This is a genomic window from Nocardioides gansuensis (assembly GCF_003076135.1).
GTDB lineage: Bacteria > Actinomycetota > Actinomycetes > Propionibacteriales > Nocardioidaceae > Nocardioides > Nocardioides gansuensis.
In genome coordinates this window covers 381,360-401,078 of record NZ_QDGZ01000002.1, presented here as the reverse complement: position 1 = coordinate 401,078, position 19,719 = coordinate 381,360, and the positions used below count along the sequence as shown (strand labels likewise).

The window sequence follows — 19,719 nt, the reverse complement described above, 5'->3', positions numbered from 1 at the left end:
CTATCCGGCGATCTCGCATCCGCTCGACCGGCCGCGCCTAGAAGGGCGGCCAGGGGATGACCGGCCACTCGTCACGCGGCGCCGGCATCTCCCCTGCGGCGAGCAGGGCCCGCGCGCGGGCCCGGGTCGCCTCGACCTCGCGAGGCGTCAGCAGCCCGCCGAGCCGCTGGCCGAGGTCGCCGTCGAGCGCCGCCAGGACCCGCTCGACCCCGGCCCGCTCGGCGTCGGTCAGCAGGTCGCCGAGCCAGCCCCACAGCACCGTGCGCAGCTTGTGCTCCACGTGGAAGGTCAGGCCGTGGTCGACGCCGTGCCGGTGGCCGTCAACCATCGCGAGCACGTGACCGCCCTTGCGGTCGGCGTTGTTGACCACGATGTCGAAGACGGCCATCCGCCGCAGCGCAGGAGAGTCCTCGTGCACGAGCGAGACCGGCCGGTCCTGGCCGTCGACCCCGTCGAAGACGTGGAGGTAGCCCGCCGGGACGGCCCCGGCGGCGACGATGTCCACCGGCACCTGCGCGGGGTCGGGCTCGCACCAGACCTGCACCATGCCAGGCCCGTGCGGGCCGTCGCGGATGAAGGTGCGCGGCACGACGTCCCAGGCGAAGGCCTCCGAGACGGCGTACGCCGCGACCTCGCGCGCGGCGAGCGTGCCGTCGGGGAAGTCCCACAGCGGCCGCTCCCCCGCCACCGGCTTGTAGACGACCCGGGTGCCCGCGACCTCGCCGACGAAGGTGGCGTTGGAGGCCGGCATCACCCGCCCGTGGAGGGTGAGCTCACCGGTCAGCAGCTCACTGCGCTCCATCCCGCTCAGCCCGGTCTCACTGGGGGTCACGGCGCTTGAAGCCGTTGGCCCGCACGCAGAGGTGCCCGTCTGGGTCGATCGGGCCGCCGCAGAACGGGCAGTCGGGCCGACCTGCGCCCACCACCGAGCGCGAGCGCTCGACGAAGGCGCGGGCCGCGCCGGGACGGAGGCGCACCAGGAGCAGCTCCTCGGGCTCGGGCTCCTCGAAGTCCTCGTCGACCTGGTCGGGGGTGACGACGGCCGCCTCGGTGAACGGGAAGACCTCGATCACGATGCGCTCGTCGGTGGGGTCCCACGACAGGGTCATGGTGCCCGCGCGGAACTCCTCCTCGAGCGGCTGCTCCAGCGGGTCGTTGTCCGTCAGGTCGAACGGCGCGACGGCAGGGATGACGGTGCTGCCGCCCTGGGACGTCATGAGCTCGTCCAGCAGCTCGTCGATGCGGTCGGCGAGCGCCATCACCTGCTGCTTCTCCAGGGCCACGGTCGTGATCCGGCTGCCGTCGCGCGCCTGGAGGAAGAAGGTGCGCTGGCCGGGCATCCCGACGGTGCCCACCACGAATCGCTCGGGCGGGTCGAAGGCGTGCACGAGGGGCATACCGGTCACCCTAGGACCCGGCTCCAGCGCCGCCCCCGACGGGAGCGTCCGCCGAGCGCCGGCTGTGCCGGCGGCGGGCCGGGGCGTTGAGCCAGGCCAGGTCGCCGGCGTGCGTGTTGGTGCACAGCACATAGGGCCGCGTCTCGGTGAACCGGACGATCGACACCGACCCCGGGTCCACCTGGATCCGCTGGAAGAGGTCGAGGTGGGTGCCGAGGGCGTCGGCCAGCACCGCCTTGATCACGTCGCCGTGCGACACGGCGACCCAGACCGCGCCGGGGCCGTGCTCGGCCTCGACGGCGCTGTCGTGGCGGCGTACGGCTGCGACCGCACGGTCCTGCATCGCCCGCATCGACTCGCCTCCCGGGAAGGTGACCGCCGACGGCTGCGCCTGGACGGTGCGCCACAGCTTGTCGCGGGCGAGGTCCTTGAGCGGCCGGCCCTGCCAGTCGCCGTAGTCGCACTCGGTGAGGTGCCGGTCGGTGGTGGCACGCACCCCGTCGGCCTGGCGCTGCGTGATCGCCCGGGCCGTCTGCCGGCACCGATCCAGCGGGCTGGTGACGATCCTGGCGAGGCGGACGGCGGCCAGCCGCTCGCCGGTCCGGTCGGCCTGTGCGGTGCCGGTCTCGTCCAGACGCACGCCCGGGAGCCGGCCCGCCAGCATGCCGGTGGCGTTCGCCGTGGTGCGGCCGTGCCGCACCAGGATCACGGTTGCCATGCAGCGACCCTAGTGGGACTAGCCTGCGCCTGTGATCGTCGACAACGCGCTCTACCGCGGCGGCGTCCGCGTGCCGCTGGAGACCGACGCCCGGTCGATCGCCCACGCCCGCATGCGCTGCACCGGCAGCGACTTCCAGTGGATCGGCATCCACGACCCCGCGCCCGATGAGCTGCGCTCGATCGCGGAGGCCTTCGAGCTGCACCCGCTCGCCGTCGAGGACGTGGGCGACCGGCACCAGCGGCCCAAGGTGGAGCGCTACGGCGACGTGCTCTTCCTGGTCCTCAAGACGCTCTGGTACGTCGACAGCGAGGACGCGGTGGAGACCGGCGAGATCGGCATGTTCGTCGGCGCCGACTTCGTGATCACCGTTCGCCACGGCGAGGGGGTCAACCTCGCGACCTCCCGCCGTGACCTCGAGCAGCGGGCACAGGTGCTCGAGCACGGCCCGGCGGCGGTGATGTACGCCGTGTGCGACCGGGTCGTCGACGAGTACGAGAAGGTCGCCGCCGCCCTCGAGGCGGACGTCGACGAGGTCGAGGAGTCGGTCTTCTCGGCGCAGCGCACCCGCGACTCCCAGCGCATCTACACCCTCAAGCGGGAGATCGCCGAGGTACGCCGCGCGGTGCTGCCGCTGCGGGAGCCGGTCAGGCGGTTCGCCCATGGCCAGGTGTCCGGGATCGACGCCGAGACGGCCACCTACTTCCGAGACGTCTCCGACCACCTCAATCGGGTCTCCGAGGTGATCGACAACCTCGACAACCTGCTGACGACGGCCTTCGACGCGCACATCGCGCAGATCTCGGTGCAGCAGAACGAGGACATGCGCAAGATCTCGGCGGGCGCGGCCCTGATCGTGGTGCCCACGCTGATCGCCGGGATCTACGGCATGAACTTCGACTTCATGCCCGAGCTGCACTGGACCTTCGGCTACGCCTGGGCCCTGTTCCTGATGTTCGGCGTCTCGGGCGTGCTGTTCTGGTTCTTCAAGAAGTCCGGCTGGCTGTGAGCGCTGCCGCGTCGTCCGCTCCGGGCGCACGGATGGGTGCCTGGCGGGTGGTGTGGTGGTTCGGCTTCGTCAGCCTCTTCGCCGACATGGTCTACGAGGGCGCGCGCTCGATGTACGGACCCGTCCTGGCGGCCGCGGGCGCGTCCGCCGTGGTCGTCGGCCTTGTCACCGGGGCGGGCGAGGCGGTGGCGCTCGTCATGCGGCTCGTCTTCGGCCCGGTCGCGGACCGCACGGGGCGCTACTGGACGCTCACGCTGGCCGGTTACGGGCTGACCGTGGTGTGCGTGCCCCTGCTCTGGTTCGTGCCCCGGGTCGGTGCCGCGGGGCTCGCGCTCGCGGTGACGCTGATCCTGCTCGAGCGGCTCGGCAAGGCGGTCCGGTCCCCGTCCAAGTCCGCGCTCCTCGCGCACGTCGCCGGGGCGGTCGGCCGCGGCCGCGGCTTCGGCGTGCACAAGGCGCTCGACCAGGTGGGCGCGTTCGCCGGCCCGCTGCTGGTCGCGGCGGTCATCGCAGCGGCCGCCGGGGTGATCTGGCCCGGCATGGCCGCGCTGGCCGTCCCGGGGGCGCTGGCGATGGTGCTGCTCGTCGTGTTGCGGATCAGGGTCCCCGACCCGTCCGTGTACGACGGGGCGTCGGCCCCGGTGGCGACGGGCACCCTGCCCACCCGGGGCTGGCTCGCCGAGGCCGCGGGCGCGGGACTCCCGGCGGCGTTCTTCCGCTACGCGCTCGCGGCCTCGCTCACCACGGGCGCGCTGGTCACCTGGGGCATCATCGGCTACCACCTGGTCGTCGACGACCTGGTGCCGGTCTCCTCGGTCCCGCTGGTCTACGCCGGCGCGATGGCGGTCGAGGCGGTCGCCGCGCTGGTCGTCGGCTGGGCCTACGACCGCACCGGCACGCGCATCCTGCTGGTCGTGCCGGTGCTGGTGGCGGTCGTCCCCGCGCTGGCGTTCGCGGGCACCGTGGCGCTGGTGCTCGCCGGCGTCGTGGCGTGGGGCTTCGCGCAGGGGGTGCAGGACTCCACGATCAAGGCGGTCGTGGCCGACCTCGTGCCCGCGTCCCGCCGGGCGACCGCCTACGGCGTCTTCGCCGGCATCCAGGGCGCGCTGGCGATCGGCGGCGGCGCGGGTGCAGGCTGGCTCTACGAGCGCTCCCTCACCTGGCTGGTGGCGGTGGTCGCGGTCACCCAGCTCGCGGCCCTCGTACTGCTCTGGACGACGCTGCGGACCCTCGAGCGGGACCCGGTCAGGCGGTGAGCACGCCCGCGCTGAGCAGCGCCAGGGTGGCGCCGCCGAGGGCGACGCGGTAGAGCACGAACGGCGTGTAGGACCTCGTCGAGACGTAGCGCAGCAGCCACGCGATCGCGGCGTACCCCACCAGGAAGGAGACCACCGTCGCCACGAGGGTGGGGCCCCAGCCGTAGGCGTTCTCGCCATGCGGGATCTCCTGGAGCTCGAAGAGGCCGGCGCCGACGACGGCGGGGATCGCCAGGAGGAAGGCGTAGCGGGTGGCGGCCTCGCGCTCGTAGCCGAGGAAGCGCCCCATCGAGATCGTCGCGCCCGAGCGGGAGACGCCGGGGATCAGCGCCAACGCCTGGGCCGCGCCCATCAGCACCGCGTCGCGGAGGGTGATCTGGCGGATGACCTTCGTGCTGCTGCTCACCCGGTCGGCGATCCCCAGCACCACGCCCAGCACGATCAGCGTCGTGCCGATGATCCAGAGGTTGCGGAAGTCCCGTTCGATGACGTCCTTGAGCAGGACGCCCAGCACCACGATCGGCAGCGAGCCGATGATGATGAACCAGCCCATCCGGGCGTCGAGGTGGCCGCGCCACTCCGGCTGCACGAGCGAGCGCAGCCAGGCGCTCGCGATCCGGAAGATGTCCTTGCGGAAGTAGATGAGCACCGCGAGCTCGGTGCCGATCTGGATGACCGCGGTGAACGCCGCGCCCGGGTCGCCCCAGCCGAAGAGCTCGGGGAAGATCCGCAGATGGGCGCTGCTGGAGATCGGCAGGAACTCCGTGAGCCCCTGGATGGTGCCGAGCATGACGGCCTTCACGAGATCCCACACGGGCGGTGAGCCTACGGGGTGCGTGGTGGGGCCCGTCGCTACCCTGCCCCGTATGCAGAGGCGCGCGCTCGGCTCGACCGGGCTGAAGGTGTCCAGGCTCGGCCTGGGCACCATGACGTGGGGCCGTGACACCGACGAGCACGAGGCCCGCGACCAGCTGATCGCCTTCGCCGAGGCGGGCGGCACGCTCATCGACACGGCCGCGGGGTACGGCGACGGCGCCAGCGAGCAGCTGATCGGCTCCCTCCTCGGGGACGTCGTCTCCCGGGACGAGGTCGTGCTGGCCACCAAGGCCGGCATCTCGCGGCGTACGGGCGAGCGGGTCACCGACACCTCCCGCGGCCACCTGCTCACCAGCCTCGACGCGTCGCTGCGCCGGCTGAAGGTCGACCACGTCGACCTGTGGCAGGTGCACGTGTGGACCGACGACACGCCCGTCGAGGAGACGCTGACCGCGCTCGACTTCGCGGTCTCCTCGGGGCGGGCCTCCTACGTCGGCATCTCCAACTACACCGGCTGGCAGACGGCCCAGGCGGCCACCTGGCAGCGTGCCGTGCCCGGGCGCGCGACGCTGGCCTCGACGCAGGTGGAGTACAGCCTGGTCAACCGCCACGTCGAGCACGAGGTGCTCCCTGCCGCGGAGGCGCTCGGCCTCGGCGTACTGCCGTGGTCGCCGCTGGGACGCGGGGTGCTGACCGGCAAGTACCGCGGCGGCACGCCGTCCGACTCGCGTGCGGCCTCCCAGCACTTCGCCGGCTTCGTCACGCCCTACCTCGACGAGCGCGGCCGCGCCATCGTCGAGGGCGTCGCCCGCGCGGCCGAGGGCCTGGGGTGGACGCCGCTCGAGGTGGCCCTGGTGTGGGTGCGCGACCGGCCGGGTGTCACCGCCCCCGTCGTGGGGGCCCGCACCGCCGTCCAGCTCCATGGCGCCCTGGGTGTGGAGGAGCTGAGCCTGCCCGTCGAGATCGTTGAGGCACTCGACGATGTGAGTGGAGACTGATTGCCATGCCACGCGCGCACCGCCGCCCACCGCGTCCGGGAGTGGAGTGGGAGTTCGACACGGTGACGTTCCCGCGTGACTACCCGCGCACCGTGGTGACGAAGCTGCTCGTCGAGAGGGCCGAGCACGGAGGCTGGGAGCTCGACCGGCTGCGGATCGGCCAGGATGGCGTACGCCGCGTGGTGCTGCGCCGCAAGATCATCCGCCAGCGGCTGACGCTCTTCGTCTAGGGCGCCCTCGCACCCGGATCAGTGCCGTGGGTCGGTCTGGGTCATCCGGAACAGCAGCGCCAGGGCGGGTACGACGATCACGGCGGCGAGGCCGACGGCGAACAGCAGTCCCTGCAGGGTCGCGGTGGCGCCGGCCGCCTCGGTGATGGTCACCTCGTCGACGAGGATCCACGGGTACTGGCCGACGCCCCAGCCCAGCACCACGCTGCCGACCGCGGTCACGGCGGTGACCCGGGCCAGGCCGTCCCGGCGGCGCCACAGCAGGGCGAGGGTGGCCGCGCCGGCGACCGCGGAGAGCACCATGAGCGGCACCGCCCTGCCCGTCAGACCCTCGAACAGGGTGGGCGCGTCCGCCCGCAGCGGCAGCAGGGCGGCGAAGACCACGGCTCCGGTCACCACGCCCACGCCGAGCGTGCGGCGCCGCAGCTGGTCGGCCAGGGCCGGATCGCCGGAGCGGCCGGCGTCGGCGACCAGGAACGTGCCGGCGAGGAAGGCGCACGTCCCCACGGCGATGAGGCCGCCGAACAGCGATGTGGGGGTCAGCCACGAGGAGAACAGGTCTCCCCCACCCTCCGCGGGCACCCGGCCCGAGGCGATCGCCCCCGCCACAGCACCGAGGAAGAACGGCGTGATCAGCGACGACCCCGCGAAGACCACGCCGAACAGGCGCGCCTGCGCCAGCGTGGCGGCGTACTTGCGGAACGCGAAGCTGGCGCCGCGCAGCACGATGCCGAGCAGCGCCAGCATCAGCGGCACTGCCAGCGTGGTCATCGCGGCGGCGAACGTCTCGGGGAACGCGGTCCACCAGGTCACCAGCACGTAGATCAGCCACACGTGGTTGGCCTCCCAGACCGGCCCGATGCTGTGGTCGATGAGCGTGCGCACCTCCGCGCCGCGTCGGCTGCCACCGGCGATGGCGTCGAAGAAGCCGGAGCCGAAGTCCGCCCCGCCGAAGACGGCGTAGAGGACGACGCCGGCGAAGAGCGCCGCCGCGACGGCGAGCTCGATGCTCATCGGCTGCTCTCCTCCAGCTCGGGCGAGCCCGGCGCGTAGGGGCTCGGCAGGTCGTGCTCGCCCGCCCGCCAGCGCCGTGCCATCGACCGCAGCACGACGATCGCACCGACCGTCATGCCGGCGTAGACCACGATCGTGCCGGTGAGGCTCCACCAGATCCACGGGCTCTCGCCGGCCGCCTCGGTGGTGCGGAGCACGCCGTAGACCACCCACGGCTGCCTCCCGACCTCGGTGGCGATCCAGCCGGCCTCGAGGGCGATCGCGGCGAGGGGTCCGGCGGCGACGGCGCAGCGCAGGTACCACCGCCGCTCCAGCAGCTCGATGCCGCGCCAGCGTGCCGCCCAGAAAAGCAGTCCCAGGGCGGCGAGCAGGGTCCCGAGGCCGACCATCGCCTGGAAGGCGAGGTGGGTCAGGTTGACCGGCGGGCGCTCGTCCTCGGGCACCGTGTCGAGGCCCGGCACCGGCTTGCCGAGGCTGTTGCGTGCGATCAGCGAGCCCACCTTCGGGATCTCGATGCCGTAGCGGAACTCGCCGTCGATGAGCACCCCGCCCAGGCGCAGCGGCGCCGGCTGCTCGGTGGTCTCGGCCAGCTCGAAGGCCGCCAGCTTCGCCGGCTGGGTCTCGGCCAGCCGCAGGCCCAGCACATGGCCCACCAGGGGCTGGGCCAGGGCGGCGACGGTCGCGAAGACGAACGGCACCATGAAGCCGAGCCGGTGGTGGCGGTCGCGGCGCCCGCGCAGCAGGCCCGCGGCGTACACGCCCGAGACGGCGAAGCCGACCACGACGAAGGCACCCACCCACATGTGGGCGAACATCAGCCACACGCCGTCGTTGAACATCGCGGCCCACGGGTCGACGTCGGTGACCTCGCCGTCGACGTAGCGGAAGCCGGTGGGGTTGTTCATCCAGGCGTTGACCGCGAGCACGCAGAAGGAGCCGACGACGCCGGCGGCCATCATCGGCAGCAGGGTCAGCAGGTGCACCCGCGGCGCCAGGCGGCCCCAGCCGTAGAGGTAGATGCCGAGGAAGATCGCCTCGACGAAGAAGGCGAGCCCCTCGAACGCGAACGGCAGGCCGAGGACATCGCCGAACGGACCCATCAGGCCCGGCCAGAGGAGCCCCATCTCGAAGCTGAGCACGGTGCCGGAGACCGCGCCGATCGCGAAGAGGACGGCCGAGACCTTCGACCAGCGACGGGCCAGCTCCAGGGCGTCCGCGTCGCCCTTGACCACCCCGCGGCGGTGGACGACGAAGATCATCGCCGGGAAGGCGACGCCGAAGCAGGCCAGGATGATGTGCCAGCCCAGCGAGAGCGCCATCTGGTTCCGCGCCGGCAGCAGGCCCTCGGGGTCTGCGGCCAGGGCCGTGAGGATCTCCAGGGAGCTGTTCACGGCCTCAGACTAACGCTTGTGAACAGATGCACAATCTCCCGGGTGGGGCCTACGCGTCGTCAAGGAAGCGGTCGAAGACCCGCGCGCCGAACTCCAGGGCGTCCACCGGCACGCGCTCGTCGACGCCGTGGAACAGGGCACCGAAGTCCAGCTCGGCCGGCAGCCGCAGCGGTGCGAAGCCGTAGGACTGCATGCCCAGCTTGCGGAAGTGCTTGGCATCGGTGCCGCCGCTCATCAGGTACGGCGCGACCAGGCCGTCCGGGTCCTCCGCGAGGATCGCCCGGGTCATTGCGGACATCAGGTGGCCGTCGGTCGGTGACTCCCAGGGCTGCTGGTGGCTGAGGAACTCCCGCTCCACGTCCGGCCCCAGCAGCTTGTCGAGGGTCGCGAAGAACTCGTCCTCGAAGCCGGGCAGGAAGCGGCCGTCGACGTGGGCGGTCGCCTCGGTCGGGATGACGTTCACCTTGTAGCCGGCGTCCAGCATCGTGGGGTTGAGCGTGTTGCGGATGACGGCCCCGAGCATCCGCGCGGAGCTCTCGAACTCCCCCACCAGCGCCTCTGCGTTGTCGGGCGTCGCCGGCTCGCCGGCGATCTCGCCGACCGTCGCCAGGAGCACCTCCATCGCGGGGGTGAGCCGCACCGGCCACTCGTGCGCGCCCAGGCGCGCCACCGCGGCCGCGAGGTTGGTCACCGCGTTGTCGCGGTTCACCATCGAGCCGTGCCCGGCGGTGCCCCGGGCCCGCAGCCGCATCCAGGCCATCCCCTTCTCGGCGGCCTCGATGAGGTAGACCCGCTGTCCCTTGACGGTCGTGGTGAAGCCTCCGACCTCGCCGACCGCCTCCGAGCAGTCGGCCAGCTCGTCGGCGTACTGCTCCACGAGGACCTCCGCCCCCTCGTGGCCGCCCGCCTCCTCGTCCGCCGTGAAGCAGAGCACGAGCTCGCGGTCGGGGAGCGCACCCGCCCTGGCCCGCGCCCGGACCACGCTGAGCAGCATCGCGTCGAAGTCCTTCATGTCGACGGCGCCGCGTCCCCAGACGTAGCCGTCCTGCACCTCGCCGGAGAAGGGGTGGACCTGCCAGTCCTCGGCAGCGGCGGGTACGACGTCGAGGTGGCCGTGCAGCAGCAGCGGCGGCTTGCTCTCGGTGGGCGAGCCCGTCGAGGCCCCGCCTCCCCACCGGGCGACCACGTTGGCCCGGCCCGGGACGCCCTCGATGATGCGGGCCTCGATGCCCACCTCGTCGAGCAGGGACGCGACGCGTTCGGCCGCCTTCCGCTCCCCCGTCGCCTCCCCGTTGCCGTAGTTGGTGGTGTCGATCCGGATCAGCTCGCTGCACAGCTCCACGACCTCGGCCGCGGGGTCGTAGCGGGCGTCCTGGGTGTCTTCGGCCATGGGGCCATCCTGCCCCACGTCGTGGGCACCCCGATTCCGGAACTGGACCCCTGCTTTGCTACTGTTCTCCAGCACTCGTCCGGGTGGCGGAATTGGCAGACGCGCTAGCTTGAGGTGCTAGTGCCCGTATTAGGGCGTGGGGGTTCAAGTCCCCCCTCGGACACTGGAAAGGCCCTGGCTCCACAGGGCCTTTTCTTCATTTTCCCCGCCCCAGGCGGGAATATCCGGGCGGCCTCCGGCATCACAGATGGAGAGGGATCCACATCTCGTGACGGGAGGTGAAGAATGGTTCAGGACACGAACACCGCACTCGATCGTCTCGGCTCGTTCTTCCCGATGGAGCGCGAGACCGGCTGGGACGGGCCGATGGACGTGCGGCGCGAGGACGAGCGCTTCGTCGTCCAAATGGATGTCCCGGGCGTCGACCCGGGCGCGGTCGACGTCTCCGTCGAGGACGGCTACCTGACCGTCCGCGCCGAGCGCTCGTCGCAGCGCGAGGACAAGGACGAGGGCTGGGTGGTGCGCGAGCGCAGCCACCACGCGGTCGTACGACGCCTGGCGCTCGATGACTCCGTCGACGTGGACGCGATCACCGCGGACCTCACCGACGGCGTGCTGACGCTGACCCTGCCGCTGGCCGCGGGTGCCAAGCCGCGCAAGGTCTCGGTCGCAATCAGCGAGGGCAAGGAGCGCGAGCTGGGCGCCGGTTCGGAGAGCCGGCACCACCACCTCGGCGACGTCCTGAGGCGGTGGAAGAAGAAGGTCGCCTGAACCGGGCGGCCCAAGGAAGGAAGGGTCCTGGGCTCCCTAGGGCCCTTCTCCGACTTGCCGAGGTCAGCCCACCGGGTGACGAACGTCGTGGTACCCCTTCCCGAGCTCCATTCGGGGCGAAACGTGACAGGGCCTCGGGTCACCACGGGAGGTGTGGCGGCTTGTCGGCCCGCATCTGCTCCTCGAGCGTCGGAGGTTCCTTCGCGCTCATCTGCTCGACCCGCCAGGCGTCGGGGTAGAACTCCGCCCGCACCTGCTCCGGTGTGATGCCGGGCCGCAGCGGGGCCACGTCGAAGGTGAGCTGGTCGTCGAAGATCTGCAGGGTCACCTCGTCCGGGACGTATCCGCGCACCCAGACAACCAGCTCCATCAACGGCGCCGGCGGCGCCTTGATGACGAAGGCTGTCCCCTCCTCGTTGAGGTTGACCTCCCAGCCGTCCGCGAAACCCTCCGCCATCAACTGGCGGCGGTCGTCTCCCTGCCAGAAGGATTGTCCGGCGTAGGCGTTGCGCAAGGCTGCGAACACCTCTTCAGGGTCGAACCGCCATACGGGATCTGCGACTTTGACGAACATCGTTGCACCCATCGCTCAGCTCCTTCTCGGGGCGGACCCCACGTGTCTCCCCCGTGTCACCACTGGATGTGAGGCGGCTTGTCGGCCCGCATCCGCTCCTCGAGCGCCGGAGGTTCCTTCGCGCTCATCTGCTCGACCCGCCAGGCGTCGGGGAAGAACTCCGCCCGGACCTGCTCAGGCGTGATGCCGGGTCGCAGCGGGACCACCTCGAAGGTGAGCTGGTCGTCGAAGACCTGCAGGGCCACGTCGTCGGGGACGTACCCGCGCACCCAGGCAACAAGCTCCATCGACGGCGCCGGCGGGGCCTGGATGACGAACGCCGTCCCCTCCTCGTTGAGGTCGACCTCCCAGCCGTTCTCGTACCCCTCCGCCCTCAGCTGTCGGCGGTCACGGCCCTGCCAGAAGGACCTCCCGGGATGGCCGGCGCGCAACGCGTCGAACACCTCCTCGGGATCGAACCGCCATGCCGCATCCTCCGCGACCACGACGTACGTAGCTCCACCCATCGCTCAGCTCCTTCTCGGGGCGAACCCCGTTGCCTCCCGTGTCACCACTGGATGTGAGGCGGCTTGTCGGCCCGCATCCGCTCCTCGAGCGCCGGAGGTTCCTTCGCGCTCATCTGCTCGACCCGCCAGGCGTCGGGGAAGAACTCCGCCCGGACCTGCTCCGGGCGTGATGCCGGGCCGAAGCGGGGCAACCTCGAACTCGTACTGGTCGTCGAAGATCTGCAGGGCCACCTCCTCGGGAACGAATCCGCGCACCCAGGCAACGAGCTCCATCAACGGCGCCGGCGGGGCCTCGATGATGAGCGTCGTGAGATCCTCGCTGAGGTTGACCACCCAGCCCTTCCCATACCCCTCCGCGATCAGTCGGCTGTGCAGGGAATCCTCGAAGAGGGGCTGGAGTATCCCCCGTCGGAGATCTCGTAGAAGGCACCGAGTGCGGAGTCGGAGTCGAGGCGCATGTGCTGTTCGTTCTGGACCAGCGGTTGCCATGTGATGACCTCGTCGAGATCTCCGACGGACGCGGCGACGGCCTTGGTCTCAACCCGACCGCTGTCGGCTCGGGTGCGGGTGATGGTCGTCAACACTGTCGGCTTCTCACCTTCTCCCAGCAAGATCAGCGATTGCTCAGGCGCCACCTCGGGGAACCAGGGATCTGCGATGGCGACGGCGCCGAACTTCATCGTGAGCAATGGAGCCGGTGTTGCCTCAGCGTCACAGTGTGTTCTGGATATCGCACGTTGCCGGGCATGACATAGCGGTCCCCGAACCGCACCAGATCCTGCGGCAAAACATCCATTGCCACACTCCTCAACACACGATGCTGAACGAGTCGGCCCCGCAGAGCCTCGGCTGCCGGCTTAGAAAGCCGACACGATGTTCGGGATCGTACGGCCAAAGATCCAAGCGCAACCACGTGTGCGCCGGCGAGTGGGCGCCCCCGCGGGATCGTGATGCTAAGGCAGGTGAGGCGGCTTCGTCGCCCGCATGCGCTCCTCATTCGTCGGCGGCACCTTACGCGCGCGTTCCTCCATACGCGCCGCATCTGGCCAGAAGTCTTCGCCAAGCTGCTGGTGATGCCAGGGGGAAGCGGGCGCACGTCGAAGGTGGCGTTGTCGTAGACGACGAGATCAACCCCGGCTGGGACGTAGGCACGCACCCATGCCACCAGTTCCAGCATCTGCGCTGCGGGCGCATCGATGACCAACCCGTTCAACTCGTCGTCGACGCTCACCTCCCAACCGTCCCGGAACCCCTCGACGATGAGCCTCCTTGGGTCGCGATCCGGGACAAATTGTCTTGCGGCGTAGCGCTGCCGTAGCGCACCAAGCACGTCGCCGGAGTCGAATCTCCATCCGGGTTCCGTCGCGACGACGAAGGTTGACGACATCAGTAGGTCTCCTTCCATGGGTGCGCCGAGAGCGACACCGTCACTTCTGGCACGTGGTTGACCGAGCCCGGCACGCCATTCATGGCCATCAGTGTCTCGAAGGAGACCCGCCCCTTGTCGTTGGCGATGGCGACGTAAAGCTCCTTGATGGGGACGCACTGGTCACGCGCGATGAGGCCGTACCTTGCGAACGCACTGAGCCGTCGTGACCAACCGCCATAGCCCGCCAGGGCCACGGGGGCCTTGGGAGTGGTTGCGCGCTCAACGAGAGAAGCCACGTTGGCGCCCCTGCCGGCCTGGGCGACTAAGGTCGCTCGGGTGACCCCAACCGACGCGAGCAGGTTCCGGGTCGGATTCGTCACCGGCGCCACGCCGGACAAGTGGGCGCGCGCCTGGCGCGACCGCTCCCGCACGCCGCTCGACCTCGTGCCGGTCACCGAGGACGAGCAGGCTGGAGCGCTCAACGAGCTCGACATGGTGATCGTCCGGCTGCCCATCGACCGCGACGACGTCCACCGCGTCCGGCTGTACGACGAGCTGCCGGTCGCGGTCTTCGCCGCGGACCACTACCTCGCGGCGGCCGACGAGCTGACCACGGCCGACCTCGCCGACGAGCAGCTCGTGCGCCCACACCCCAGCGGCTGGCGCCCGACCGCCGACCAGCTCGACTGGCCGCCGATGGACGAGAAGGACGCGATCGAGACGGTCGCGGCCGGCACCGGCGTCGTGATCGTGCCGATGTCGGTGGCCCGGCTGCACCACCGCAAGGACACGGCGTACCGCGTCGTCACCGACCTCGACCCGACCACGGTCGCCCTGGTCTGGCGCATCGACCGCGACGACGACGACACCCAGGCGTTCGTCGGGATCACCCGCGGGCGGACGGCCAACACCTCACGCTGACGGTTGAGGGTCGCTCCTCCGGGGTCCATGCTGGTCGGATGCTGCACATCGAGGGCCTGCGGAAGTCCTACGGGGAGCAGCAGGCCCTGCTCGGCGTGGACCTCGACGTGTCCGAGGGCGAGATCGTCGCGCTGCTCGGCCCCAACGGCGCCGGCAAGACCACCCTGGTGTCGATCGTCGCCGGCCTGCGCAAAGCCGACGGCGGGGTGGTCGAGGTGGGTGGTGTCGACGCGCTGTCGCGGTCCAGGGAGGTACGCCGCATGCTCGGCCTGGCCCCGCAGGACACGGGCCTCTATCCGGTCGTCTCGGTGCGGCAGAACCTCCGGCTCTTCGGCGAGCTCTCCGGGGTGCGTCGCAGTGCCCTGCGCCAGCGCGTCGACGAAGTAGCCCAGGCTCTCGCGATCACCGACCTGCTGGACCGTCAGGCCGGCAAGCTCTCCGGAGGTCAGAAGCGCCGGGTGCACACCGCGATCGCGTTCATGCACCGGCCTCGGCTCCTGATGCTCGACGAGGCCACCACGGGGGCGGACGTGGAGACCCGGGGACACATCCTCGACCTCGTGCAGCGCCTCGCCGAGCAGGGATCGGCGGTGCTGTACTCCACGCACTACCTGGCCGAGATTTCCTCCCTGCCGGCCACGGTGGCGATCCTGGATCGCGGTCGGGTCATCGCACGGGGCGGTGTCGCGGAGCTCGTCTCGGCGCACGCGGAGCCCGTGGTCGAGCTGGCCTTCCACGGCGATCCACCGGTCCTCGCGGACCTGGCGGCCGAGCGTGTCGACGGCGACCGGCTGCGGGTGCGTGCCCCCGACCCCGCGGCCCTGCTGGTCGCCGTACTCCCCACGCTGCCGCCCGGGAGCCTGGCGGGGGTCGAGATCGTGCGGCCGGACCTGGAGTCGGTCTACCTGGCGCTGACCGGCCGCCGCTACCAGGAGGCCGACGCTGCCGGAGCACGCGAGCCAGCAGACGAGGGAGGTGGGGCAGGTGTCTCCGCGAGCTAGCTGGGCCATCATGCGCCACGAGTTCCGGGTGATGCTCAGCGACCCGTCGACCGTGATCTTCGTGGTGCTGATCCCTCTCCTGATGGTCGCCATCATGAAGGAGCTCTTCGCGACCGCGCTTCGGGCGCAGGGCTACGAATCCGCCAACGGCTCGGAGTTCGGCATCCCCGCGATGGCCGTTGCGTTCGCAGCCTTCGGAGTCGGCTACGCCGGGTTCACGTTCTTCCGCGACCACGGCTGGGGCACCTGGGACCGGCTCCGGGCGACCCCGGTGAGCTCGGTGGACATCATGGTCGGCAAGGTGGTGCCGAACGTGATGATCACCGTCGTCCAGCTGCTCCTGCTGTTCGGCCTCGGGGGGCCGCTCTTCGGCTTGGTGGTCACCGGGTCCTGGCTGGCCCTGATCGTGCTGATCCTGGTGCTCGCGGTGTCGCTGAGCGCCTTCGGCATGCTGGTCACGTCGGTGGCGCGCACCATGAACCAGCTCAACGCGGTGGGCAGTGTCGGTGGCATGGGCCTCGCCCTGCTCGGCGGCGCCTGGGTGCCGGTGGAGACCATGCCAGGCTGGGCGCAGGCGATCGCGCCGGCAATGCCGACCTACTGGGCGATGGAGGGCTTTCGCAAGGTGATCCTGGAGTCCGGGGGCCTCGACGCAGTGCTGGTGCCGTCGCTGGTGATGCTCGGCTTCGGTGTCCTGTTCACGGTGCTGTCGGCCTGGCGGTTCAGGTTCGAGGAGACCAAGGTCTACTACGGCTGACCGCGGCTCCTCGACGCCCCGTCACCACGAGGTGGAGAGCGGCCGGCCCTCGTGGAACCCGGCCGCGGACTGTACGCCGACCACGGCCCGCTCGTGGAGCTCGCCGAGCGTCGCGGCGCCGGCATAGGTGCAGGCTGAGCGGACGCCGGAGCAGATCTGGTCGATCAGGTCCTCGACACCGGGCCGGGCAGGGTCGAGGTACATCCGCGAGGAGGAGATGCCCTCCTCGTAGAGGCCCTTGCGGGCCCGGTCGTACGCCGACTCCGACGAGGTGCGGTTAGCGACGGCTCGGGCCGAGGCCATCCCGAAGGACACCTTGAACGCCCGCCCGTCGGCGTCGTGCATGAGGTCGCCCGGCGACTCGTGGGTGCCGGCGAACCAGGAGCCGATCATCACCGACGACGCCCCGGCCGCCAGCGCGAGCGCGACGTCGCGCGGGTGCCGCACGCCGCCGTCGGCCCACACGTGCCTGCCCAGCTCGCGGGCGGTCGCCGCGCACTCCAGGACGGCAGAGAACTGCGGCCGGCCGACGCCGGTCATCATCCGCGTGGTGCACATGGCGCCGGGCCCGACGCCGACCTTGATGATGTCGGCGCCCGCCTCGATGAGCGCCCGGGTGCCGTCGGCGTCCACGACGTTGCCGGCGGCGACCGGCACGTCCGGCGCGAGGGCGCGCACCGCACGCAGCGCCTCGAGCATCCGGTCCTGGTGACCGTGGGCCGTGTCGACGACGAGGCAGTCCACGCCGGCCTCGAGCAGGGCCTTGGCCTTGGTGCCGACGTCACCGTTCACGCCGACCGCCGCGGCGATCCGCAGGCCACCGTCGGCGTCCACCGCGGGCGTGTAGAGCGTCGCCCGCAGCGCGCCGAGCCGCGTCAGCACCCCGGTCAGCCGTCCGTCGGCCCGGACCGCGACCGCCAGCGGCGCCTTCGCCTCCTCGAGGCGGTCGAAGACCTCGCGAGGCTCGGCCGAGTCCTCGACCAGCACCATGTCGCGCTGCATCACCTGCCCGACCTGGGCGAAGCGGTCGACCTCGAAACAGTCCGTCTCCGACACCACGCCCACCGGCCGGCCGTCCTCAACCACCACCGCCGCGCGGTGCGTCCGCTTCGGGATCAGGGAGAGCGCCTCGGCGACCGTCTGGGTGGGCACCAGCTCGATCGGGGTGTCGAAGACGTGGTGGCGGGCCTTGACCCAGCTCACGACGTCGGCGACGACGGGAATGGGGATGTCCTGCGGGATGACGGTGATCGCTCCGCGCCGGGCGACCGTCTCGGCCATCCGCTTCCCCGCGATGGCCGTCATGTTGGCGACGACGAGCGGCAGCGTCGCTCCCGTCCCGTCGTCCGTGGAGAGGTCGACGTCGTAACGACTCGCCACGGCCGAGTGGCGGGGGACCATGAAGACGTCGTCGTAGGTCAGGTCGTGCGGCGGGGCCGCGTCGTGGAGGAAGCGCACGTCGGTCCAATCTACGCGGTCGGGCCTCATGCCGTACGACGTGGCGGTCGGAGACCGACGTCCCGGAGCTCGAGCTCGGCCAGCCGCCGCACCACGGCCGGGTCCTGACGGCGCCACGCGCCCGACGGGTCGTCGCTGATGCGGGCCAGCACGTGCATCGGCTGGTGCGCGAGCGCCCGCAGCGCGAAGAGGTCGAGGTCCTCGCTGGTGTCGACGAACCGCGCGCCCGCGGTCGCCTCGCGGACGAAGCGCCATCGCAGGGGCAGGTGCACGGCCCCGACGGCCAGGATCGGGATCAGCGCGATCGACAGCCCCAGCCACAGCGCCAGGTCCTCGACGGCCTCGACCGACGACCGCCCCGCGGCCGCGAGCCCGTCGGAGGCCTCCGCCGCCTCGTCGAAGGGGATGGCCACCTCGTCGCCCACGACCGGCACGTCGTCGAGCCGGCCGCCCGCGTCGCGGAGCCGGTCCGCCATCGCCGAGGCGGACTGGTCGGTCAGCCGACCGGGGGCGGCGAGCGCCAGGGTGCCGTCGTGGACCGTCATGCCCATCCAGGCCCACAGCACGACCCAGCAGACGAAGAGCACGTCGGCGGTGAGCTGGAGGAGCATGCGGCCGGGGTTGTGGGCATAGAGCGTCATGCCCCGACTATCCCCCGAGCACGCCCTCCGCGGCCTCCTGCAGCGCCGCCCAGGTGCGGTCGACGTCGGCCCGCGTCGTGCGCCAGCTGCCGACGGCCAGCCGCATCGCGGCCCGGCCCTCGACCCGGGTGTGGCTGAGGTAGGCGACCCCCGAGGCATTGAGCGCCTCCATCGCGGCCAGCGTCGCGTCGTCACCCGCTCGCAGCCGGAACACCACCAGGCTCAGCGAGCGGTCCGTGACCAGCTCGAAGCGGTCGTCGGAGGCGACCAGCTCCTCGACGTACGCCGCGAGCGCGACGCCGTCGCGGATGTGCGCCCGCAGCCCCTCGAGCCCGTACGTCCGCAGCACGGCCCAGAGCTTGAGCGCCCGGAACCGGCGGCCGAGCTGCGGGTGCCAGTCGCGGTAGTCGACGACCTCGCCCGACTCGGTGGCGGCGTTGCGGAGATACTCCGGCGTGATCGACAGCGCACCGGTCAGCAGTGCGCTGTCCCGCACCCAGAGCACGCTGCAGTCGAAGGTGGTGAGCAGCCACTTGTGCGGGTTGGTGACGAACGACCTGGCGAGGTGGACGCCGCGCATGAGCCTGTCGCGGTGCTCGGGGCACACTGCCGCCACGCCCGCCCACGCCGCGTCCACGTGCAGCCAGGCCAGCCCGTCGACCGCCATCGCGATCTCCTCCACGTCATCGACGGCGCCGGTGGACGTCGTCCCGACGGCGGCCTGCACGAACAGGGGCTGGAAGCCGTCGTCGACGTCGTCGGCGAGCTGGCGCTCGAGCGCCCGCACGTCCATCGCCTGGGTGCGGGGGTCGACCTGGATGCCGCGCACGCAGTCGGAGCCGAGGCCGGCCATCATCGCGGCCTTGACCAGCGACGAGTGCGCCTGCGTCGAGCCATAGACGGTCCACCTGTGGCTGCCGAGTCCCTGCTCGGGTGAGCGCCCTCCCGTGGCCGCGCTGATCGCCGCCACGAGCGCCGTGAAGGTGGCCGTGGACGCGGTGTCGTGGATGACTCCCCCGCCACGGCCGGGCGCGGCGTGCAGGAACTGCTCGGGCAGCCCCATCGCCCGCGCGAGCCAGTCGACGACCACCTGCTCGACCTCGGTGACGGCCGGGCCGGTCGCCCAGATCATCCCCTGCGCGCCGATGCCGCTGGAGAGCAGGTCGCCGAGGATGGCGGCCGGGGACGAGTTGGCCGGGAAGTAGGCGAAGAACCGCGGGTGCTGCCAGTGCGTCAGCCCCGGTACGACGATCGCGTCGACGTCGGCGAGCAGCGAGTCGAACGGCTCCGGGTGCTCGGGCGCAGCGGCGGGGAGTGCACGGCGTACCTCTCCTGGAGCGACCCTGGAGAGGACGGGCAGCTCGTCGAGCGACTCCCAGTAGTCGGCGATCCAGTCGATGACCGCGTGGCCCTGCCGGCGGAACTCCTCGGGTGTCATGTGCCCCGTCATGGCGGAGAACCTACTCGGCACGGCTGGGCGCACGTACTCAGCCGAGGTGGGG

Annotated in this window: 23 protein-coding genes and 1 tRNA gene; 9 read left to right on the top strand and 15 right to left on the bottom strand. The window is 71.4% G+C overall.

The features are described 5' to 3' along the window. Positions 1–37: 37 nt before the first annotated feature. Genes DDE18_RS06200 through DDE18_RS06190 form a run of 3 tightly spaced genes read right to left on the bottom strand, consistent with a single transcriptional unit; the run spans position 38 to position 2,115 of the window. Positions 38–832 carry an SCO1664 family protein gene (locus tag DDE18_RS06200; protein ID WP_342748906.1) on the bottom strand — a complete coding sequence of 265 codons (795 nt, stop codon included), beginning with the start codon at positions 830–832 and terminating at the stop codon, positions 38–40. Continuing rightward, positions 819–1,397, bottom strand: a complete 579-nt coding sequence (locus DDE18_RS06195) for a DUF3090 domain-containing protein (RefSeq protein ID WP_116571357.1) — start codon at positions 1,395–1,397, stop codon at positions 819–821. Before DDE18_RS06195 ends, DDE18_RS06200 begins: the two co-directional genes overlap by 14 nt. Before the next feature lie 10 nt (positions 1,398–1,407). Then, positions 1,408–2,115, bottom strand: a complete 708-nt coding sequence (locus DDE18_RS06190) for a histidine phosphatase family protein (protein WP_170313268.1) — start codon at positions 2,113–2,115, stop codon at positions 1,408–1,410. 31 nt (positions 2,116–2,146) lie between these two features. Here DDE18_RS06190 and corA point away from each other — a divergent pair, with 31 nt between their 5' ends. Both corA and DDE18_RS06180 read left to right on the top strand, forming a co-directional pair. After that, a complete protein-coding gene (corA, locus tag DDE18_RS06185) occupies positions 2,147–3,124 on the top strand; it encodes a magnesium/cobalt transporter CorA (protein WP_116571356.1) in 978 nt (325 codons plus the stop codon). Beyond that, positions 3,121–4,380 carry an MFS transporter gene (locus tag DDE18_RS06180; RefSeq protein WP_245916472.1) on the top strand — a complete coding sequence of 420 codons (1,260 nt, stop codon included), beginning with the start codon at positions 3,121–3,123 and terminating at the stop codon, positions 4,378–4,380. The genes corA and DDE18_RS06180 overlap by 4 nt, the downstream gene beginning before the upstream one ends. On the opposite strand, the gene DDE18_RS06175 is transcribed toward DDE18_RS06180, so the two are convergent. Next, the gene (locus tag DDE18_RS06175) at positions 4,370–5,170 is read right to left on the bottom strand and encodes an undecaprenyl-diphosphate phosphatase (protein WP_116571524.1); all 801 of its coding nucleotides are present in this window, start codon (positions 5,168–5,170) and stop codon (positions 4,370–4,372) included. The two genes, DDE18_RS06180 and DDE18_RS06175, sit on opposite strands and share 11 nt — an antisense overlap. A 76-nt stretch (positions 5,171–5,246) precedes the next feature. Between DDE18_RS06175 and DDE18_RS06170 the strand changes: the two genes are divergently transcribed. Beyond that, a complete protein-coding gene (locus DDE18_RS06170) occupies positions 5,247–6,194 on the top strand; it encodes an aldo/keto reductase (RefSeq protein ID WP_116571354.1) in 948 nt (315 codons plus the stop codon). Positions 6,195–6,199: 5 nt separating this feature from the next. Continuing rightward, positions 6,200–6,424, top strand: a complete 225-nt coding sequence (locus tag DDE18_RS06165) for a DUF5703 family protein (RefSeq protein ID WP_245916471.1) — start codon at positions 6,200–6,202, stop codon at positions 6,422–6,424. An 18-nt stretch (positions 6,425–6,442) separates the two neighbouring features. On the opposite strand, the gene DDE18_RS06160 is transcribed toward DDE18_RS06165, so the two are convergent. Genes DDE18_RS06160 through DDE18_RS06150 form a run of 3 tightly spaced genes read right to left on the bottom strand, consistent with a single transcriptional unit; the run spans position 6,443 to position 10,219 of the window. Continuing rightward, positions 6,443–7,438, bottom strand: coding sequence for a cytochrome d ubiquinol oxidase subunit II (locus DDE18_RS06160; protein WP_116571352.1), 996 nt, complete (start codon positions 7,436–7,438; stop codon positions 6,443–6,445). After that, entirely contained in the window at positions 7,435–8,829 is a 1,395-nt protein-coding gene (locus tag DDE18_RS06155) for a cytochrome ubiquinol oxidase subunit I (RefSeq protein WP_245916470.1), read from the bottom strand. The genes DDE18_RS06160 and DDE18_RS06155 overlap by 4 nt, the downstream gene beginning before the upstream one ends. A 49-nt stretch (positions 8,830–8,878) precedes the next feature. Beyond that, positions 8,879–10,219 carry a M20/M25/M40 family metallo-hydrolase gene (locus tag DDE18_RS06150; protein ID WP_116571351.1) on the bottom strand — a complete coding sequence of 447 codons (1,341 nt, stop codon included), beginning with the start codon at positions 10,217–10,219 and terminating at the stop codon, positions 8,879–8,881. Between the two features lie 77 nt (positions 10,220–10,296). Here DDE18_RS06150 and DDE18_RS06145 point away from each other — a divergent pair. Beyond that, positions 10,297–10,382: transfer RNA gene (locus tag DDE18_RS06145), tRNA-Leu, on the top strand. A gap of 122 nt (positions 10,383–10,504) precedes the next feature. Next, a complete protein-coding gene (locus tag DDE18_RS06140; protein ID WP_116571350.1) occupies positions 10,505–10,990 on the top strand; it encodes an Hsp20/alpha crystallin family protein in 486 nt (161 codons plus the stop codon). 139 nt (positions 10,991–11,129) lie between these two features. On the opposite strand, the gene DDE18_RS06135 is transcribed toward DDE18_RS06140, so the two are convergent. From DDE18_RS06135 to DDE18_RS06120, 5 genes are all read right to left on the bottom strand, one after another. Continuing rightward, positions 11,130–11,516: a hypothetical protein gene (locus DDE18_RS06135; RefSeq protein WP_133241174.1), complete on the bottom strand. Its 387-nt coding sequence runs from the start codon at positions 11,514–11,516 to the stop codon at positions 11,130–11,132. Positions 11,517–11,620: 104 nt separating this feature from the next. Beyond that, the gene (locus DDE18_RS06130) at positions 11,621–12,070 is read right to left on the bottom strand and encodes a hypothetical protein (RefSeq protein WP_116571348.1); all 450 of its coding nucleotides are present in this window, start codon (positions 12,068–12,070) and stop codon (positions 11,621–11,623) included. Positions 12,071–12,111: 41 nt separating this feature from the next. After that, positions 12,112–12,261, bottom strand: coding sequence for a hypothetical protein (locus DDE18_RS22860; protein ID WP_165821058.1), 150 nt, complete (start codon positions 12,259–12,261; stop codon positions 12,112–12,114). Between the two features lie 168 nt (positions 12,262–12,429). Continuing rightward, positions 12,430–12,750: a hypothetical protein gene (locus DDE18_RS06125; protein WP_116571347.1), complete on the bottom strand. Its 321-nt coding sequence runs from the start codon at positions 12,748–12,750 to the stop codon at positions 12,430–12,432. 706 nt (positions 12,751–13,456) lie between these two features. Then, positions 13,457–13,735, bottom strand: a complete 279-nt coding sequence (locus DDE18_RS06120) for a hypothetical protein (protein WP_133241173.1) — start codon at positions 13,733–13,735, stop codon at positions 13,457–13,459. A 40-nt stretch (positions 13,736–13,775) separates the two neighbouring features. Between DDE18_RS06120 and DDE18_RS06115 the strand changes: the two genes are divergently transcribed. Genes DDE18_RS06115 through DDE18_RS06105 form a run of 3 tightly spaced genes read left to right on the top strand, consistent with a single transcriptional unit; the run spans position 13,776 to position 16,118 of the window. After that, a complete protein-coding gene (locus DDE18_RS06115) occupies positions 13,776–14,360 on the top strand; it encodes a LysR substrate-binding domain-containing protein (protein ID WP_116571345.1) in 585 nt (194 codons plus the stop codon). Positions 14,361–14,398: 38 nt separating this feature from the next. Further along, positions 14,399–15,361 (top strand): ABC transporter ATP-binding protein, encoded by a 963-nt coding sequence (locus tag DDE18_RS06110; protein ID WP_116571344.1) that lies wholly within the window; start codon positions 14,399–14,401, stop codon positions 15,359–15,361. A gap of 10 nt (positions 15,362–15,371) precedes the next feature. Continuing rightward, positions 15,372–16,118, top strand: a complete 747-nt coding sequence (locus DDE18_RS06105; RefSeq protein WP_116571343.1) for an ABC transporter permease — start codon at positions 15,372–15,374, stop codon at positions 16,116–16,118. A gap of 21 nt (positions 16,119–16,139) precedes the next feature. Here the strand turns inward: DDE18_RS06105 and DDE18_RS06100 are convergent, their stop codons facing one another. From DDE18_RS06100 to DDE18_RS06090, 3 genes are read right to left on the bottom strand one after another with little or no spacing between them, the layout of a single operon-like run. Next, positions 16,140–17,576 carry a GuaB1 family IMP dehydrogenase-related protein gene (locus DDE18_RS06100; protein WP_116571342.1) on the bottom strand — a complete coding sequence of 479 codons (1,437 nt, stop codon included), beginning with the start codon at positions 17,574–17,576 and terminating at the stop codon, positions 16,140–16,142. Positions 17,577–17,602: 26 nt separating this feature from the next. Then, positions 17,603–18,217 (bottom strand): hypothetical protein, encoded by a 615-nt coding sequence (locus tag DDE18_RS06095; RefSeq protein WP_116571341.1) that lies wholly within the window; start codon positions 18,215–18,217, stop codon positions 17,603–17,605. 7 nt (positions 18,218–18,224) lie between these two features. After that, a complete protein-coding gene (locus DDE18_RS06090) occupies positions 18,225–19,667 on the bottom strand; it encodes a pyridoxal phosphate-dependent decarboxylase family protein (RefSeq protein WP_211754425.1) in 1,443 nt (480 codons plus the stop codon). Positions 19,668–19,719 lie beyond the last annotated feature (52 nt).

Bases quoted from the DNA above. Each gene is read 5' to 3' on its own strand.
- DDE18_RS06175 (WP_116571524.1), bottom strand. From the start codon at position 5,170: ATGCTCGGCACCATCCAGGGGCTCACGGAGTTCCTGCCGATCTCCAGC.
- DDE18_RS06125 (WP_116571347.1), bottom strand. From the start codon at position 12,750: ATGAAGTTCGGCGCCGTCGCCATCGCAGATCCCTGGTTCCCCGAGGTG.
- DDE18_RS06105 (WP_116571343.1), top strand. From the start codon at position 15,372: ATGCGCCACGAGTTCCGGGTGATGCTCAGCGACCCGTCGACCGTGATC.
- DDE18_RS06165 (WP_245916471.1), top strand. From the start codon at position 6,200: ATGCCACGCGCGCACCGCCGCCCACCGCGTCCGGGAGTGGAGTGGGAG.
- DDE18_RS06170 (WP_116571354.1), top strand. From the start codon at position 5,247: ATGCAGAGGCGCGCGCTCGGCTCGACCGGGCTGAAGGTGTCCAGGCTC.
- DDE18_RS06150 (WP_116571351.1), bottom strand. From the start codon at position 10,219: ATGGCCGAAGACACCCAGGACGCCCGCTACGACCCCGCGGCCGAGGTC.
- DDE18_RS06195 (WP_116571357.1), bottom strand. From the start codon at position 1,397: ATGCCCCTCGTGCACGCCTTCGACCCGCCCGAGCGATTCGTGGTGGGC.
- DDE18_RS06130 (WP_116571348.1), bottom strand. From the start codon at position 12,070: ATGGGTGGAGCTACGTACGTCGTGGTCGCGGAGGATGCGGCATGGCGG.
- DDE18_RS06110 (WP_116571344.1), top strand. From the start codon at position 14,399: ATGCTGCACATCGAGGGCCTGCGGAAGTCCTACGGGGAGCAGCAGGCC.
- DDE18_RS06140 (WP_116571350.1), top strand. From the start codon at position 10,505: ATGGTTCAGGACACGAACACCGCACTCGATCGTCTCGGCTCGTTCTTC.
- DDE18_RS06160 (WP_116571352.1), bottom strand. From the start codon at position 7,438: ATGAGCATCGAGCTCGCCGTCGCGGCGGCGCTCTTCGCCGGCGTCGTC.
- DDE18_RS06190 (WP_170313268.1), bottom strand. From the start codon at position 2,115: ATGGCAACCGTGATCCTGGTGCGGCACGGCCGCACCACGGCGAACGCC.
- DDE18_RS06095 (WP_116571341.1), bottom strand. From the start codon at position 18,217: ATGACGCTCTATGCCCACAACCCCGGCCGCATGCTCCTCCAGCTCACC.
- DDE18_RS06090 (WP_211754425.1), bottom strand. From the start codon at position 19,667: ATGACGGGGCACATGACACCCGAGGAGTTCCGCCGGCAGGGCCACGCG.